Source organism: Streptosporangium sp. DT93, assembly GCF_049844535.1.
Lineage (GTDB): Bacteria > Actinomycetota > Actinomycetes > Streptosporangiales > Streptosporangiaceae > Streptosporangium.
The window spans coordinates 24276-40207 of sequence record NZ_JBNCLF010000035.1; the positions used below are offsets into that span (position 1 = coordinate 24276).

Below are 15932 nucleotides of genomic sequence, written 5' to 3' on the forward strand. Positions count from 1 at the left end.
GCCCCTGCGGAGACCGCTCCGCGGGGGCGCCGGAGGAGCCCTAGACGCCCGTGGTGTGGCGGGGGTAGGCCACCGACGGGTCGGTGGCGATGTTGACCATGTAGGGGATGCCGGAGTCGAACGCGCGGCGCAGGGCCGGGCCGATCTGCGAGGGGTCGGTCACCAGCTCGCCGCCGCCGCCCAGCGCGGTCACGACCTGGTCGTAGCGGCACTGGGGCTGCAGCTCGGCGGCCACGTCGTAGCCGTAGAGCATCTGCATGGGGTGCTTCTCCAGGCCCCACATGCCGTTGTTGCCGCAGATCATCACGACCGGCAGGCGGTGCCGCACGAGCGTGTCGACGTCCATCAGCGAGAAGCCCGCCGCGCCGTCGCCGAGCAGCAGCACGACCTGCGAGGAGGGCCGGGCCACCCGGGCGGCGATCGCGTACCCCAGGCCGGTGCCCAGGCAGCCGTACGGGCCCGGGTCGAGCCAGTTGCCCGCCTGCTTCGGCTCGACGTACTTGCCCGCGTACGAGACGAAGTCGCCGCCGTCGCCGATCACCACGGCGTCGTCGGCGAGGACCTTGCTCAGCTCGCCGTAGATGCGCATCGGGTGGATCGGGTCGGAGGCCGACTCCAGCAGGCCGGCGTCGGCGGCGATGGCGGCCGAGGCGGCCTCGGAGAGCTTCGCCACCCACGGGGCGTAGCCCTTGGGGGAGACGCCCGCGTTGGCGCAGGCCGCCCCCAGGCTCCAGAAGAGCAGCGAGAGGTCGCCCGCGGCGGTGGCCGCCGGGTCCATGTGCGTGGTCAGCTGGGACGGCGCGTCGGCCAGGTGGACGACCTTGGCCAGCGGCGCCCCGTCCTTGCCGCCGAACCAGCCGTAGCCGAGCCGGAAGTCCATCGGCGCGCCCGCGACGATCACCAGGTCGGCCTGGGAGAAGGCCAGCCCCCTGGCCCGGGTGACCAGCAGCTCGTGACCGGCGGGCAGGATGCCTCGCCCCTGGCCGTTGGGGATGACCGGCAGGCGGTACTCCTCGGCGAAGGCCCTGGCCACCTCGTCGGCGCGGTCCATCCACACGTCGGAGCCGAGCACCAGCACCGGGCGCTGGGCCTCGGCGAGCAGGCGGGCGACCGCGGCCAGCGAGTCCGGGTCGGGCTCCAGCGGCGAGGGCGTCAGCGTCTCGGGCTCCTCCTCCAGCGGGGGCGCGGCCGAGAACAGGTGGTCCATGTGGAAGTCGAGGAAGACCGGGCCGCGGTGCGGGGCGAGCGCCGTGCGGAAGGCCATCTCCACGTCCTGGGCGATGGAGTCGGCCCCCGAGCCGGTGAAGGCCAGCTTGGTGATCGGCGCGAACAGCGGCGGGTGGTCCATCTCCTGCAACGCGCCCGAACCCCACCGCGACTGCGGGGCACGACCTCCCAGGACCACAACGGGGGAGCCGTTGAAGTGCGCGGTGGCCACCCCGCTGACCCCGTTGGTGATGCCGGGGCCCGCGGTGAGCACGGCCAGCCCGGGTTTGCGGGTCAGCCGCGCGGTCGCCTCGGCGGCGAACACGGCGCTCTGCTCATGGCGGACGTCCAGGATGGGCATGCCCTCGTGGACCGCCCCGTCGTAGAGCGGGAAGACGTGCCCACCGGACAGGGTGAACATGGTCTCGATGCCGTATGCCTTGGAGACGGCGACCGCGATGTCACCTGCGTGCTTGGGAGACTCCATATCGCGCAACCTACCAGTCAGTCACTTAGCCGGACAGGGAATGTTCCCCCTGCCCAGAACCCCCCGCCTAATGCGGACGGCATCTATCCCGTCTGTCCGGAAATATGCGGCCGGTGCTGGGGGAGGACACCCGCGAGGGGGCGCGGGGGCCGGGCCTCAGAGGGTCTGCGACAGCGCCTTGATCGGCATCCTCAGCTCCGCCAGCAGGTCCAGGTCCGCCTCCGCCGTACGGCCCAGCGTGGTCAGGTAGTTGCCCACGATGATCGCGTTGATGCCGCCGAGCATTCCCTCGCGGGTGCCCAGGTCGCCCAGGGTCAGCTCGCGGCCACCGGCGTAGCGCAGGATCGTGCGCGGCAGCGCGAGCCGGAAGGCGGCGATCGTCCGGAGCGCCTCGGACCCCTCCAGCAGCGGGTAGGACGCGAACGGCGTGCCGGGACGCGGGTTGAGGAAGTTCAGCGGGACCTCGTCGGGCTCCAGCTCGCCGAGCTGCCCGGCGAACTCGGCCCGCTGCTGCGGCGTCTCGCCCATGCCCACGATGCCGCCGCAGCACAGCTCCATCCCGGCCTCGCGCACCATCAGGCAGGTGTCCCAGCGCTCCTGCCAGGTGTGGGTGGTGACGACCCGGCCGAAGTGCGACCTGGCGGTCTCCAGGTTGTGGTTGTAGCGGTGCACGCCCATCCCGGCCAGCTCCCCGACCTGGTCGCGGGTGAGCATCCCCAGCGAGCACGCCACGTTGATGTCGACCGCCTCGCGGATCGCCTTCACGCCCTGGCGCACCTGGTCCATCAGGCGCCGGTCGGGCCCCCGTACGGCGGCCACGATGCAGAACTCGGTGGCGCCGGTGGCCGCCGTCTCCCGGGCGGCCTCGACCAGCGAGGGGACGTCCAGCCAGACGGCGCGGACCGGGGAGGAGAACTGCCCCGACTGGGAGCAGAAATGGCAGTCCTCGGGGCAGCCGCCGGTCTTGAGGGAGACGATCCCCTCGACCTCCACCTCCGGGCCGCACCACGTCATCCGTACCTCGTGGGCCAGGGCCAGCAGCTCGGCCAGGCGGTCCTCGGGCAGCTCCAGGCAGCGCAGGACCTGCGCGGCGTCGAGCCCGCGGCCCTCGCCGAGCACCTGGGCGCGGGCGATGTCGAGGATGTCGTTCATCGGTTACCTCCGGGGAGATCCATGGTGGGGATTCCGGGGCCCGTCCCCGGGGGTGGGGAGGACGGGCCGCCCGGGTCCGCGGCCGGGGAGAGGGTGACCCGGCCGGGCACACGGTCAGGGGGCGGGGATCAGGGGGAGAGCCTGAGGGTGGTACGGAAGGCGGCGGGGTCGAAGCCGCCGCCCAGCGCCGGGCCCAGCCCGGCGCGGGCCACGCGGGTGAAGGCGTCGCGCTCCAGCAGCCCCGCCCCCTCCGGGAGGGCCCCCGCCAGCGGCCGGGCGCCCAGCATCTCCAGGTCCGCGACGTTGCTGCGCTCGGCCGGGCCGGGGTCGGCAGGCCAGGAGCCGATCACCACCCCGGCCGGTTCCAGCCCGCGGTGGGCCATCGCCTCCAGGGTCAGCGCGGTGTGGTTCAGCGTGCCCAGCCCGGCCCGGGTGACCAGCAGCACCGGCGCCGAGAGCGCCCGGGCCAGGTCGGCCAGGGTCGCCCCCTCCTCGTCGAAGCGGACGAGCAACCCGCCGGCCCCCTCGACGACCACCAGCCGGTGCGAGTCGGCCAGCTCCCGGATGCGGGCCGCGGCCCGCTCGACCGACAGCGCCGGCAGGCCGGACAGGCGCGCCGCCGCCGCCGGGGACAGCGCGGCCGGGTAGCGGGCCAGCTCGAAGGTGGTGCACACCCCGGAGAGGCGGATGACGTCGTCCACGTCGCCGATCCCGGTGCCGGGCACGCCGGTCTGCGCGGGCTTCACCACCGCCACGGAGGCGTCCCGCTCCCTGGCGAGCGCGGCCACCGCCGCGGTGACGACGGTCTTTCCCACGCCGGTGTCGGTCCCGGTGACCACGAGAATGCTCACCCGCCACACCTTAGGCGGGACGGCATCCGGCCGGGGACCGGTCAGGGGCGGGAGCCGGTCGAGGCCGGTGTCCGGACGAGGACGGTCGGGGACGGTCGGGGACGGTGACCGGCCGGGGACCGGTCAGGGGTGGCGTTCGGACGAGGACGGTAAGGAGCGGTGTCCGGGCGGGGTGGCGTCGGATCGGGGACGGTCAGGGGCGGCGCAGGCGGGTGACGAACTTGTAGCGGTCCCCCCGGTACAGCGACTGGGCCCACTCCACCGGGTTGCCGTCCGCGTCGAAGGCGTGCCGGGTCAGCAGGAGCAGCGGCAGGCCCGCGTCCACGCTGAGCACCTGCGCGTCGTACGGGGTCGCCAGCACGGTCTCGATGATCTCCTCGGCGTCCGTCAGCCGCACGTTGTAGGCGTTGTAGAGGGTCTCGTACAGCGAGGAGTGCACCTCCAGCTCGCGCCGCAGGCGGGGGAAGCGCCGGGCCGACAGGTGGGTGGTGTCGATCGACATCGGCTCGCCGCTGGCCAGGCGCAGCCGGTGGATGCGCAGCACCCGGCCACCGGCGTTGATGGCCAGGCGGCGGGCCAGCGGCTCGTCGGCGGTGACGTAGCTGATGTCCAGGATCTTGGTGTCCGGCTCCAGGCCGACGGTCCGCAGGTCCCCGGTGTAGGAGGTCAGCTGGAGGACCTGGGCGACCTTGGGCTGGGCGACGAAGGTCCCCTTGCCCTGGATGCGTACCAGACGGCCCTCGACCACGAGTTCGGACAGGGCCTGGCGCACGGTGGTGCGCGAGGTCTCGAAGCGGACCGCGAGCGCCCGCTCGGGCGGCAGGGCGCTGCCCGCGGGCAGGCTCTTGGTGAGGGTGAGCAGGCTGCGCTTGACGTCGTAGTACTTCGGGATCCGCGGGGAGTCCTCGCTCACATGGTCACCTTCATCTCGGCCACGGCGGTGAGGGCACCCCTGATCACCGCTAGATCATCGGAACTCAGATTGGCCCGTGCGGTCAACCGCAGGCAAGAGCGGCCTTCCGGAACCGAGGGGGGACGGAAGCATCCGGCGCGCACCCCGCGCTCCGCGCAGACCGCGGCGGCCCGGAGCGCGACCTCGGGCGGGCCGAGCACCACCGGGACGACCGCGCCGGACGGTTCGGCCGTCTCCAGGCCGAGGTCGCGCGCCATGGCGGCCAGTTCCCGTGCCCTGCCGCGGACGAGGGAGGGCAGATCCGGCCGATCGCCGAGGATGCCGACGGCGGCGAGCGCGGCGGCCACGCTGCCCGGCGCCAGCCCGGTGTCGAAGATGAAGGAACGCCCCGTGTCGATCAGGGTCTGGATCACCTCGGGGGCGCCGAGCACGGCCCCGCCCTGCGAGCCCAGCGCCTTGGACAGTGTGATCGTTCTCACAACGCCGGGGTCGGCGGCGAGCCCGGCGGCATGCGCCGCGCCCTGCCCGCGTGCGCCGACGACCCCCAGGGAGTGGGCCTCGTCGACGATCAGCATCGCCCCGTGCCGCGCCGTAGCGGCACGCAGCTCCGCGAGCGGGGCCAGGTCCCCCTCCACCGAGAAGACCGCGTCGGTGACCACGATCGCGTGCTCCTCGTCCCGCCCGGCCAGAACACGTTCCACCGCCGTCGCGTCGCCGTGCGGGACGACCGCGACCCGCGAGCGCGACAGCCGGCAGGCGTCCACGATCGACGCGTGGTTGCCCGCGTCGGAGACCACCAGGGCGTCCCTGCCCAGGGCCGCCACGACGGCCAGGTTGGCCAGGTAGCCGGAGGAGAACACCAGGGCGCCAGCCGAGCCGCAGAAGGCGCTCAGGCGCGCCTCCAGGCGCGCGTGAAGGGTCGTGGAGCCCGTGACCAGACGGGAGCCGGTAGAACCTGTTCCCCAGGTGCGGACGGCGTCCGCCGCGGCCTCGGCCAGGCGCTCGTCCCTGGCCAGGCCGAGGTAGTCGTTGGAGGCCAGGTCGAGCAACCCGTCGTCGTCCGGCGTACGGGCGCGAAGGGTCCTTCGCAGGCCCGCCGCCTGCCTGGTGGCCGCCGCCGCGCGGAGCCTGGCCAGGGGATCGGGAGTCTGCTCCATAGGCGGCATCCTTGCAGCCGGACGCACCCGATTCGCGTTCGGGCCTGCAAAGAACGCATGATGCACGGGTGCCGACTCTAAGCGACCTGGCGGTTCGTCACACCGCACTCGACGATGCCGATCTTGAGTGGATGCACTCGCTGGTCTCCGACTGGCAGCTCCTGGCGGACCTGTCCTTCGCCGACCTCATCCTGTGGATCCCCCTCAAGGAGGGGTCCGGCTGGATCGCCATCGCGCAGATGCGGCCCACCACGGGGCCGACCGTCTACCACGACGACATCGTGGGCATGACGGCCGCCAAGGGGGAGCGCCCCCTGCTGGAGACCGCCTGGAACGAGCGGCGGATCTGCCGCGAGGGCGATCCCGACTGGTCGAGCGGGGTCCCGGTCCGGGAGGAGACCATCCCGGTACGGCGGGCCGACCATTTCCTGGGAGTCATCCAGCGCTCGACGAACCTGTCGTCGGCGCGCACCCCCTCGCGTCTGGAGCTGACCTACCTGCAGAGCGCCTCCGACCTGGCCCAGATGGTGGCCGAGGGCCGCTTCCCCTTCTCCGGCGCCGAACCGATCCTGGTCCGCTCGCCGAGGGTGGGGGACGGGCTGCTGCGGCTGGACCGGGCGGGCCGCGTCACGTACGCCTCGCCGAACGCGCTGTCGGCCTACCGGAGGCTGGGCCTCAACGCCGACCTGGTCGGCGCCGAGCTCGGCCGTACGACCGCGACCCTGTGCTACTCCGACGAGCCCATCAACGAGAACCTGATGATCGTCGCGAGCGGCCGGGAACCCCGGGAGACGGAGGTGGAGTCGGGCGGCACGGTGGTGCAGTTGCGCGCGATCCCGCTGGTCGTGGGCGGCGGCCGGATCGGCGCGCTCATCCTCATCAGGGACGTCACCGAGCTGCGGCGCCGCGAGCGGGAGCTGATGACCAAGGACGCCACCATCAAGGAGATCCACCACCGGGTGAAGAACAACCTGCAGACGGTGGCCGCGCTGCTGCGCCTCCAGGCCAGGCGGATGCAACTGCCGGAGGGCAGGGAGGCCCTGGAGGAGGCGGTGCGCAGGGTGGGGTCGATCGCGATCGTGCACGAGACTCTCTCGCACACACCCGAGGAGCAGGTCGACTTCGACGACATCGCCGACCGGGTGATCGCCATGACGGGGGAGGTGGCGGCCCCGGAGACCCAGGTCGTGCCGAACCGCATCGGGACGTTCGGGGTGCTGCGCTCGGAGATCGCCACACCGCTGGCGATGGTCCTCACCGAGCTGCTGCAGAACGCCGTCCAGCACGGGCTCGCCCAGCGGCAGGGCAGGCTTCAGGTGATCGTCTCGCGCGGGACCGAGCGGCTGGACGTGATCGTCTCCGACGACGGCAGCGGGCTTCCCGAAGGCTTCGACCTGGACCGGAGCACCAGCCTGGGCCTGCAGATCGTACGGACCCTGGTGGTGAGCGAGCTGTCCGGACGGCTGGCCGTCGAACCCCGCGAGGGCGGCGGCACCGAGGTCAGCCTGAGCATCCCCCTGCCCGCCCTCTGAGGAGAGCCGTCCCGGGCGGGACAGGGGAGGTCACGGCCAGCCGGCCGACCGGCGCCAACATCTCGCCGGCCACGAGACCCCTGCCCCAGCGACCTTTACCGGGGACTCCCCGTGAGTCCGCGCCGGCGACTGGACTGAGGAGGGAGGAATCGTGAGGAACGAACGATTTCACCCGACGAGGGAAGGAGCCGGGTCTGAGCGGACTCACCGCGACGCGCAGCGTCGCCTTAGACTCGCGCCCGGGCGCGAGCGCTGCGGCGCTTGAAAGCGCGGCGCTCGTCCTCGCTCAGGCCGCCCCAGACTCCGGCGTCCTGGCCCGACTCGAGGGCCCACTTCAGGCATGCTTCACTGATGCTGCACGTACGGCAGACCTGCTTGGCTTCTTCGATCTGCATCAGGGCGGGGCCGGTGTTGCCGATCGGGAAGAACAGCTCGGGATCCACGTCACGGCAGGCGGCTCGGTGGCGCCAGTCCATGCGTCCACTCCTTCGTACGAGGAGCCCTTGCGTCGGCTCCGGCGGCTCACTTTGTGAAGAGTTTCACTAACCAGCGCGGAAGACACCCCGGTCGTGGTCCGATCCGGGAGCTGCCGCTTGATCGCCGGTGACCGGAGAGCGAGGTGGCACTCAAAGGTCCTACGTTCCGACGTCATTCCTGAGATTGTCAGCCACGCTCAGTACACGCAAGAGTTTTGGCAGAACGTTTTGCCGGAAATAGATGTCGGATGCGTCACATCTGACGGGTTGTAGCCGTTAGACCAGGACTTGTAACGCGGAGGGGAAGGAGCGAAAGGTGATCCGCTCGACCTCGCCCAGGTAGTCACCGTCGAGCTGGAACGCCACCGGTCGTTCGGCGGTCAGGGTGAACTCCTTCTCGTCGTGGAGTTGCACCAGGTGACGGCCCGTCGGCAGCGTCTCGCGATCGCCGATGATCTGGGGCATCAGCCGCAGCATCGATGGCAGGCCCAGCCGCTGCAGACCCAGCAGGTCCAGCCCCGTCTCGAAACTCGCCCACGGGGTCGGCGAGACCGGCTGCGGGCCGACGTACGACCAGGGAGAGGTGTTGGAGACCACGGCCATGAAGATGCCGCCGGTCGGCGGCACGTCGGGCCCCTCGACGGACATGGCGGGACGGCGCTTGTCGGTCGACAGGTAGTGGTGCAGGGCGGTGTTCACGTAGCGCGCGGGCGTCGCCTTGCGGCCGGTGCCGCGCATCCCCTCGACCGCCCTGATCACCTCGGCGTCGTAGCCCAGGCCACTACAGAACGTGAAGAACCTGCTCTGCTCGTTCCAGACCGCCTGACCCAGCCCGACGGTCCGCCGTCTGCCGTCGCGGATCGCCTCCAGGATCACTCCCACGGCCTCGACCGAGTTGTTCGGCAACCCGAGAGCCCTGGCGAAGACGTTCGCGCTGCCGCCGGGGATCGCCAGCAGCGCCGGCCGGTCCGCCGCGCCGCCCTGGTCACCGCCCTTGCCGTCCACCGGGTCGAGCAGCCCGTTCACGACCTCGTTGATCGTGCCGTCCCCGCCGAGCACGGCCACCACGTCGAAGCCGGAGGCGTGCGCGTTCCGGGAGAGCTGGGTCGCGTGCCCCCGGTAACCGGTCTCCTCGACGGTCAGGTCCATCGTCGCGCCCAGTGCTCTGATCAGCACGTCCCGAGTCCGCTGAGTGGTCGTCGTCGCTTTCGGATTCACCAGGAGCATCGCGCGCATAACACCCAGCGTATCCGCCGAAAAGCAGCCGGGACGGCGAAGAAGCGGGCGTCACCACCCGGCGATAGGGTTGGCCTCGTGCCGAACCGCCCGATGACCCTCACCCTCGCCGCCGCCGTGATGGCGCTGGAAGGCACGACCGCCGTGTTCCTCGGCGGCTACGCCGGGGTGGAGACGGTGATCGGCCGGCCGTCGGACGTGACGAGCTCCATCGCCGTCGCCGCGTTCGCCGTCCTCGTGGGAGCCGCCCTGCTCTGGGTCGCCTGGGGGATGCTCAAGGCCGAGCGGTGGACGCGGAGCCCCGGCGTGCTGACGCAGATCTTCGCCATCCCGCTCTCGATCACGCTGATCCAGTCCGGCCAGGGGGCGATGGGAATTCCGCTGATCGGTCTCGCCCTGATCGCGATCGTGGCCCTGCTCTCCCCGCCGACGACGCACGCGCTCTACGGCGACGAGGATCAGTCGTCCGCCTCCTGAGCGTTCACGGCGTGATCGGCGAGGTTCGCCGACGCCGGCCGTCGGCGGGGTCCGCGACGGGACGACGGTGTCTCCGTCACACCGGCCGTGCCTGTGAAGGTCAGGGCCGGTGGCGGTCGCCTCGTCGTGGCCGATGCCCCCGCGATCGCGTCGTTCACGGCCGGTCGGCCGCGGTCGCCGTCGTCCGTGGTCGTGCCGTTCGCGGTCGTGTCGTCCGCGGTCAGTCGTCCACCGTCAGGCCCTCGCGGAGCTGGGCGAGGGTCCGGGCCAGCAGGCGTGACACGTGCATCTGCGAGATGCCGAGCTCGGTGGCGATCTGGGACTGTGTCATGTTGCCGAAGAACCTCAGCAGCAGGATGCGCTTCTCCCGTGGCGGGAGCCGCTCCAGCAACGGCTTGAGCGACTCGCGGTACTCCACGCCCTCCAGGGAGTCGTCCACGATCCCCAGGGAGTCGGCCACCGCGGGCGCGTCGTCGTCGCCGGAGTCGGGGGCGTCGAGGGAGACCGTGGAGTAGGCGTTGGCCGACTCCAGACCCTCGAGCACCTCCTCCTCGCTCATCTTGAGGAACGCGGCCAGCTCGGCCACGGTGGGCGCTCGCCCCTCCCGCTGGGAGAGCTCGCTGATCGCCTTGGTGAGCGAGAGCTTGAGCTCCTGCAGGCGGCGCGGCACGCGGACCGCCCAGCCCTTGTCGCGGAAGTGACGCTTGATCTCACCCACGATCGTCGGGGTCGCGTACGTGGAGAACTCCACGCCCCGCCCGAGATCGAAGCGGTCGATCGACTTGATCAGACCGATGGTCGCGACCTGGGTGAGGTCGTCCAGCCACTCGCCCCGGTTGCGGAACCGGCGGGCGAGGTATTCGACGAGGGGGAGGTGGAGCTCGACGAGCTCGTCACGGATGCGCTGGCGCCGCGGATCATCGGAGGTCAACTCCACCAGCTCGGCGAAGAGCAGGCGCGCGCGTACCCGGTCGGGCACCGCGTGGTCGCTGGCGGCCATGGCACGAGTCCTTTCCGTCACGCCGGCCTCGCCGCGCCTCGGCGCTTGCGGAGGACGATCGCCATACGGTCGGGGGAGTCGGTTACGGCATCCACGTCATCGGCCAGGGCGGTGAGAACCATCCACGCGAAATCGTCACGCTTCGGCGGGGTGTTCCCCACCGTGCCGACCTCGACGCGTACCTTCATCAGCTGGCCGGTGAGCTCGAACTCGGCGGTCAGATCGGTGCCGGGAACGGCCTGGGTGAGCAACATCGCACACGCCTCGTCGACCGCGATCCGAAGATCCTCGATCTCGTCCAGCGTGAAGTCCAGCCGTACCGCCAGCGCGGCCGTGGCCGTACGCAGCACGGACAGATAGGCACTCGCCGCCGGTAGCCGGACGCTCACCACGTCACGGATACCGCCCATACCGACCGCGGGTGCCTCGGTGTGTTCGGTCACGTTCCTCCTCGCAGAGTCGCTGACTGCAACCTACAGCCCTGAGGCGCCAGTTGGCCCGCTTGGACTCGCGATCAGGGCGATTTGAGGGCGTTTATTGGTGATGTTGACAGTGTTCATGGCGACGCTGACGCGTCGCGGTGAGTCCGCTCAGACCCGGCTCCTTCCCTCGTCGGGTGGAATCGTTCGTTCCTCACGATTCCTCCCTCCTCGGTCCAGTCGCCGGCGCGGACTCACGGGGGGTCCCTTTGGGAGAATTGGCGGGGCAGGGGAGCCCCGGTGTCTTGTGGCGGGGGGCCTGTCCGGATCAAGGGAGCGCGGGGCTGTTCCTTGATCCGGACGGGAGGGCCCGTGTGAAAGGGGCACTCCGGGGAGGCTAGGCGGCCTTGGTCTCCCAGAAGATCTTGGAGATTTCGTCGATCTTGGCGAGCAGCTCGTCGGCCTTGGCGACGTCGGTCGAGCCCTTGCCGCCGCCCGCACCGGCGAGCTTGGTGGCCTCCCAGAACAGCTGGTGCAGCTGCGGGTAGGTCTCCAGGTGCGGGGGCTTGAAGTAGTCGGTCCACAGCACCCACAGGTGGTGCTTGACCAGCTCGGCCCGCTGCTCCTTGATGATCAGCGCGCGGGTACGGAACGCCGGGTCCTCGTTGGCCGCGTACTTCTCCATGATGGCCTTGACCGACTCGGCCTCGATACGGGCCTGAGCCGGGTCGTAAACGCCGCAGGGCAGGTCACAATGGGCCGACGCGATGTGCTTGGGGCGCAGAAGTCGTGCGAGCATCGGAATCCTTCCTTGATGCCATGTACAGAATGGTCCGTTCAACGACCTTACTCGTCTCCGAATGCCCGCGCGGGAGGGGGATGCGCTCGTGAGAGTACGCGTCGAGGGAGAGTCGATGCTGCCGGTGCTGAGACCCGGCGACTGGCTCTGGGTGCGCCGCGGCGCGGCCGTCCGGCCCGGGGACCTGGTCGTCGCCCGGCTGCCGTCCGACCCCGCGACGCTCATCGTCAAGCGGGCCGCCTGGCGCGACGGCGACGGCTGGTGGCTGGAGAGCGAGAACCAGCGGGCCGCGGGCCGGCGCGACAGCTGGGACTTCGGGGCGCTGGCGCCGGAGGGGATCGTCGGCCGGGTGGTGCTGCGCTACTGGCCGACCTTCTGGCGGGCCCGGTAGGCGGCGACGTTGGCGCGGCTGGCGCACCGCTCCGAGCAGTAGCGGCGCGACCGGTTGGAGGAGGTGTCCAGGTAGGCCCTGCGGCACGGGGAGGCCTGGCAGAGGCCGAGCCGGTCGACACCGAGGTCGGTGATCATGGTGGCGAGGCCCATCACCGCGCCCACCGCGTACTGGTCGGCCATCCGGCCGCCCTCGGTCAGGTGCAGGTGCCAGCGCTCGCCGTCGTGCCCGGAGATCTGCGGCTGGACGGGGTGGTGGATCAGCAGCGAGTTGAGCCGGTCGACCACCGCCTCCTCGTCACCCAGCTCGGCGGTCTCGAACACGATCAGGAGCTCCTCGCGCAGGTCGCGCAGGGCCTCCAGGTCGCTTCTGGTGATGCGGCAACCGGGGCGGTAGCGTCCGCCCTCTTCCAGGAGCAGCCGCAGTCCTTCGAGACCGCTCAGCCGCTCGGGGCTGTTGATCAGTAGTACGGCCAGCTCGGCGTAGGAGGTGAGGTCCATCTGGGGATCCGTCGATGTAAGAGGTGGGGTGGAGTTCGAGTATTACACGATGGGGTGAGGTTAACAGCGGGACCGCGAAAGTGCGGGATTTCCCCCGTGGCCGGGGTCTCAACATGTGGCACAATCGAGCAACGGGTGACCCCCGTACCCCTCCAGACGACCGTGTTCGGCGAGCAGGCCCCGAGCGGCTACCGAAGCCCGTGACCAGGCTCCCTCCGGCCGTCTCCGAAGGAACCATCCGTCTGCCTGACTGAACTACAGGGGTCGCTGTGACCGTCACGCCATCCTCCGTTTCCCTCGAAGCCCTCGAAGCCCTCGATCTGGATCCGGCCTTCGCCCTGCACCGCGGGGGCAAGATGGAGATCCGTTCCACCGTCCCGGTCCGGGACGCCGGTGACCTGGCACTCGCCTACACGCCGGGCGTCGCCAGGGTCTGCAGCGCGATCGCCGACGAGCCCGAGCTGGCCAAGGACTACACCTGGATCTCCAACGTGGTCGCCGTCGTCTCCGACGGCACCGCGGTGCTCGGCCTCGGGGACATCGGGCCCGCCGCCGCCATGCCGGTCATGGAGGGCAAGGCCCTGCTGTTCAAGGAGTTCGCGGGCGTCGACGCGGTGCCCATCTGCCTCGACTGCACCGGCGTGGACGAACTGGTCGAGACGGTCGTCCGGCTCGCCCCCTCCTTCGGGGGGATCAACCTCGAGGACATCAGCGCTCCCCGCTGCTTCGAGGTCGAGGCGCGCCTGCGGGAGATCCTCGACATCCCGGTCTTCCACGACGACCAGCACGGCACCGCGATCGTCACCCTGGCCGCGCTGAAGAACGCGGCGCGGCTGACCGGCCGGTCGCTGGGCGAGCTGCGGGTCGTGGTCGCCGGTGCCGGGGCCTCCGGGATCGCGGTCAGCAGGTTCCTGCTCGACGCCGGGGTCGGCGACATCGCGGTGGCCGACTCCAAGGGAATCGTCCACGAGGGCCGCGACGGGCTCAACCCGGTCAAGCAGGCCCTGGCGCGCGACAGCAACAGGGCGGGCCTGCGCGGGTCCACCGAGGAGGCGCTGGCCGGGGCCGACGTGTTCGTCGGGCTGTCGGGCTCGACGGTGTCGGAGGAGGCCATCGCCTCGATGGCACCCGACTCGATCGTCTTCGCGCTCTCCAACCCCACGCCCGAGGTGCGGCCGGAGGTCGCGGCCAGGTACGCCAGGGTGGTCGCCACCGGCCGCTCCGACTTCCCCAACCAGATCAACAACGTGCTGGCCTTCCCGGGCGTGTTCCGGGGCGCCATGGACGTGCGCGCCACCACGATCACCGAGAACATGAAGGTGGCCGCCGCCGAGGCGCTGGCCGCGGTGGTCGGCGACGACCTGGCGGCCGACCACGTGATCCCCAGCCCGTTCGACGAGCGCGTCGCCCCGGCGGTCATCGCCGCGGTCTCCGCGCAGGCACGCGCCGACGGGGTCGCCCGCCTCTGACGACCGGCCTCCGACCACCGGTCTTTGACGGCCCGCCTCCAATGGCCCGCCTTTGACGACCGGCCGCGCTCCGGTCGCGGGCTCCTCCGAGGTCGTCCTCGACGGCTCCGGACGCGGGGTTCCCGCGAGCGCGCCGGCCGTACGCCCCGCCCACCAGGCATCCCGCCCCGAACGCCCTCCGCCCGACCGGCGGGGGGCGTTCGTGCTTCCTGGAAACGCCGACGCCCGTCACGGATTGTGCTATAAAAAAAGCGCTCTGTTACCAATGTGCGTAAGACGTGCATCGGTCAGCGTATGCACGCATGGGCGGTCATGCGTGCCGTCGGCGCACCGGCGGTTCCCAGGACCAGGAGGGCCATGGAACGCGAACCCAATCGACTGCTCCAGCGGCTCATCGCCGAGGCGGGCTTCACCCGCAAGGGGCTGGCCCGCGGGCTCAACGACCTCGGTACGGCCCGCGGCCTTCCCGGCCTGCGGTACGACCACAGCTCCGTGCTGCGCTGGCTCGCGGGACAGCGGCCCAGGGGACCGGTCCCCGGACTGCTCGCCGAGATCTTCGCTCTCCGGCTCGGCAGGGCCGTGAGTCCCGAGGACCTCGGCCTGCCGGCCGTCCCGGCGCCTGTCGACCTCGGGCAGGAGCTGACCCACACGTGGCAGGAGGGAATCTCGACCGTGACAGCACTGTGGCGAGCGGACGTGGAGCGGCGCAGGTTCCTGCTCGACTCCACCTTCGCGATCGGAGCGGGCTCCGCGGGAGCACTGCGCTGGCTGACCCTTCCGCCGGAGGGCCGCCCCGAGGGAGGGGGCACCCGGCGCGTCGGCATGGACGACATCGCGGCGATCCGGGAGGTCACCCGGTCCTTCGGCGAGCTGGACAACAGGTTCGGCGGAGGCAGGGTCCGCGCGGCGGTCGTACGGTACCTGGACACGGCCGTCGCTCCGCTGCTCGCCGACGGCTCCTACGGCGAACGGACCGGCAGGGCGCTGGCGTCGGCCGCGGCCGAGCTGACCCGGCTGGCCGGCTGGATGGCCTACGACCTGGAACGGCACGGCCTGGCCCAGCGGTACCTGCTCCAGGCGCTGCGCCTGGCGCGCGGCGCGGGCGACCACGGGCTCGGCGGCGAGATCCTCGCCGGGCTGAGCCACCAGGCCGTGTACGTCGGGCAGCCCGCCCACGCGCTCGACCTGGCCAGGGCCGCCCAGCTCTCGGCCCGCCGCGCGGGCGTCTTCGCCCTGCTGGCCGAGGCGCACGTGGTGGAGGCGCACGCGCACGCCGTGCTGGCCGACCGCGCGGCGTGCGCGAGGTCCCTGCACGAGGCCGAGCTGGCCTTCGACCGCCGTGGCACCGGGGACGCGCCGGGCTGGATCGCCTACTTCGACGAGGCCTACCTGTCGGCCAAGTTCGCCCACTGCTTCCGCGACCTGGGGGACGGGCCGGGGACCGTACGGCACGCCAGGCGCTCGCTGGAGATGGACGGGCGCTACGTGCGCGGGCGGATGTTCAACCTGTCGCTGCTGTCGGCAGGGCTGCTGGCCTCGGGGGAACTGGAGGAGGCGTGCTCGGCCGCCTCGTCGGCACTGGAGCTGGCCGAGGGACTGCGGTCGGCCAGGACCCGGTCCTACGTCGCCGACCTGCGGCGCCGGCTGGACCCGCACGCGGGAGAGCCACCGGTGGCCGAGCTGAACGAACGGGTGAGGGAACTGAGCCCGGTCTGAGCGCTCCCGTGGTCTTCGAGCCGGTCGCGGCCCTCCACGGGATGTGAAACGGCACCGGATGTGAAACGGCACCGGGTGTGAAACGGCTGAAGGGGCCCGGCGGTTGCCGGGCCCCTTCAGGTGAAGCTGTGGTGCTGGTGGTGCGGTGAGC

General features: G+C 71.4%; 16 protein-coding genes. 5 read left to right on the forward strand and 11 right to left on the reverse strand.

Annotation, left to right across the window (positions count from 1 at the left end; all coding sequences use genetic code 11):
* Positions 1–40 precede the first annotated feature (40 nt).
* From ACLQ2R_RS38840 to ACLQ2R_RS38860, 5 genes are all read right to left on the reverse strand, one after another.
* Positions 41–1693: an acetolactate synthase gene (locus ACLQ2R_RS38840; protein WP_425966431.1), complete on the reverse strand. Its 1653-nt coding sequence runs from the start codon at positions 1691–1693 to the stop codon at positions 41–43.
* A gap of 156 nt (positions 1694–1849) precedes the next feature.
* Entirely contained in the window at positions 1850–2845 is a 996-nt protein-coding gene (gene bioB, locus ACLQ2R_RS38845; protein WP_425966432.1) for a biotin synthase BioB, read from the reverse strand.
* Between the two features lie 128 nt (positions 2846–2973).
* A complete protein-coding gene (gene bioD / locus ACLQ2R_RS38850; RefSeq protein WP_425966433.1) occupies positions 2974–3696 on the reverse strand; it encodes a dethiobiotin synthase in 723 nt (240 codons plus the stop codon).
* A gap of 193 nt (positions 3697–3889) precedes the next feature.
* Positions 3890–4609 carry a GntR family transcriptional regulator gene (locus ACLQ2R_RS38855; RefSeq protein ID WP_425966434.1) on the reverse strand — a complete coding sequence of 240 codons (720 nt, stop codon included), beginning with the start codon at positions 4607–4609 and terminating at the stop codon, positions 3890–3892.
* Positions 4606–5766 (reverse strand): 8-amino-7-oxononanoate synthase, encoded by a 1161-nt coding sequence (locus tag ACLQ2R_RS38860; protein ID WP_425966435.1) that lies wholly within the window; start codon positions 5764–5766, stop codon positions 4606–4608. Before ACLQ2R_RS38860 ends, ACLQ2R_RS38855 begins: the two co-directional genes overlap by 4 nt.
* 68 nt (positions 5767–5834) lie before the next feature.
* Here ACLQ2R_RS38860 and ACLQ2R_RS38865 point away from each other — a divergent pair, with 68 nt between their 5' ends.
* Positions 5835–7298 carry a sensor histidine kinase gene (locus tag ACLQ2R_RS38865; RefSeq protein ID WP_425966436.1) on the forward strand — a complete coding sequence of 488 codons (1464 nt, stop codon included), beginning with the start codon at positions 5835–5837 and terminating at the stop codon, positions 7296–7298.
* 227 nt (positions 7299–7525) lie between these two features.
* Here ACLQ2R_RS38865 and ACLQ2R_RS38870 read toward each other — a convergent pair whose 3' ends face one another.
* Positions 7526–7774, reverse strand: a complete 249-nt coding sequence (locus ACLQ2R_RS38870) for a WhiB family transcriptional regulator (RefSeq protein ID WP_362813605.1) — start codon at positions 7772–7774, stop codon at positions 7526–7528.
* A 276-nt stretch (positions 7775–8050) separates the two neighbouring features.
* Positions 8051–9010: a diacylglycerol/lipid kinase family protein gene (locus ACLQ2R_RS38875; protein WP_425966437.1), complete on the reverse strand. Its 960-nt coding sequence runs from the start codon at positions 9008–9010 to the stop codon at positions 8051–8053.
* 78 nt (positions 9011–9088) lie between these two features.
* On the opposite strand from ACLQ2R_RS38875, the gene ACLQ2R_RS38880 reads away from it, so the two are divergent.
* Entirely contained in the window at positions 9089–9487 is a 399-nt protein-coding gene (locus tag ACLQ2R_RS38880) for a hypothetical protein (RefSeq protein WP_425966438.1), read from the forward strand.
* Between the two features lie 220 nt (positions 9488–9707).
* Here the strand turns inward: ACLQ2R_RS38880 and ACLQ2R_RS38885 are convergent, their stop codons facing one another.
* The 3 genes from ACLQ2R_RS38885 to sodN form a co-directional block, all read right to left on the reverse strand.
* A complete protein-coding gene (locus tag ACLQ2R_RS38885; RefSeq protein ID WP_344893659.1) occupies positions 9708–10487 on the reverse strand; it encodes an RNA polymerase sigma factor SigF in 780 nt (259 codons plus the stop codon).
* Positions 10488–10504: 17 nt separating this feature from the next.
* Positions 10505–10930 (reverse strand): anti-sigma factor, encoded by a 426-nt coding sequence (locus ACLQ2R_RS38890; protein ID WP_386247720.1) that lies wholly within the window; start codon positions 10928–10930, stop codon positions 10505–10507.
* Positions 10931–11303: 373 nt separating this feature from the next.
* Positions 11304–11705: a superoxide dismutase, Ni gene (gene sodN, locus ACLQ2R_RS38895; protein ID WP_386247717.1), complete on the reverse strand. Its 402-nt coding sequence runs from the start codon at positions 11703–11705 to the stop codon at positions 11304–11306.
* 61 nt (positions 11706–11766) lie between these two features.
* On the opposite strand from sodN, the gene ACLQ2R_RS38900 reads away from it, so the two are divergent.
* Positions 11767–12096 (forward strand): S24 family peptidase, encoded by a 330-nt coding sequence (locus ACLQ2R_RS38900; protein WP_386247714.1) that lies wholly within the window; start codon positions 11767–11769, stop codon positions 12094–12096.
* Here ACLQ2R_RS38900 and ACLQ2R_RS38905 read toward each other — a convergent pair.
* Positions 12066–12596, reverse strand: a complete 531-nt coding sequence (locus tag ACLQ2R_RS38905; RefSeq protein WP_386247712.1) for a CGNR zinc finger domain-containing protein — start codon at positions 12594–12596, stop codon at positions 12066–12068. The two genes, ACLQ2R_RS38900 and ACLQ2R_RS38905, sit on opposite strands and share 31 nt — an antisense overlap.
* Before the next feature lie 269 nt (positions 12597–12865).
* On the opposite strand from ACLQ2R_RS38905, the gene ACLQ2R_RS38910 reads away from it, so the two are divergent.
* Together ACLQ2R_RS38910 and ACLQ2R_RS38915 are read left to right on the forward strand one after the other, a co-directional pair.
* A complete protein-coding gene (locus ACLQ2R_RS38910; protein ID WP_425966439.1) occupies positions 12866–14065 on the forward strand; it encodes an NAD(P)-dependent malic enzyme in 1200 nt (399 codons plus the stop codon).
* Positions 14066–14422: 357 nt separating this feature from the next.
* A complete protein-coding gene (locus ACLQ2R_RS38915; protein ID WP_425966440.1) occupies positions 14423–15781 on the forward strand; it encodes a hypothetical protein in 1359 nt (452 codons plus the stop codon).
* Positions 15782–15932 lie beyond the last annotated feature (151 nt).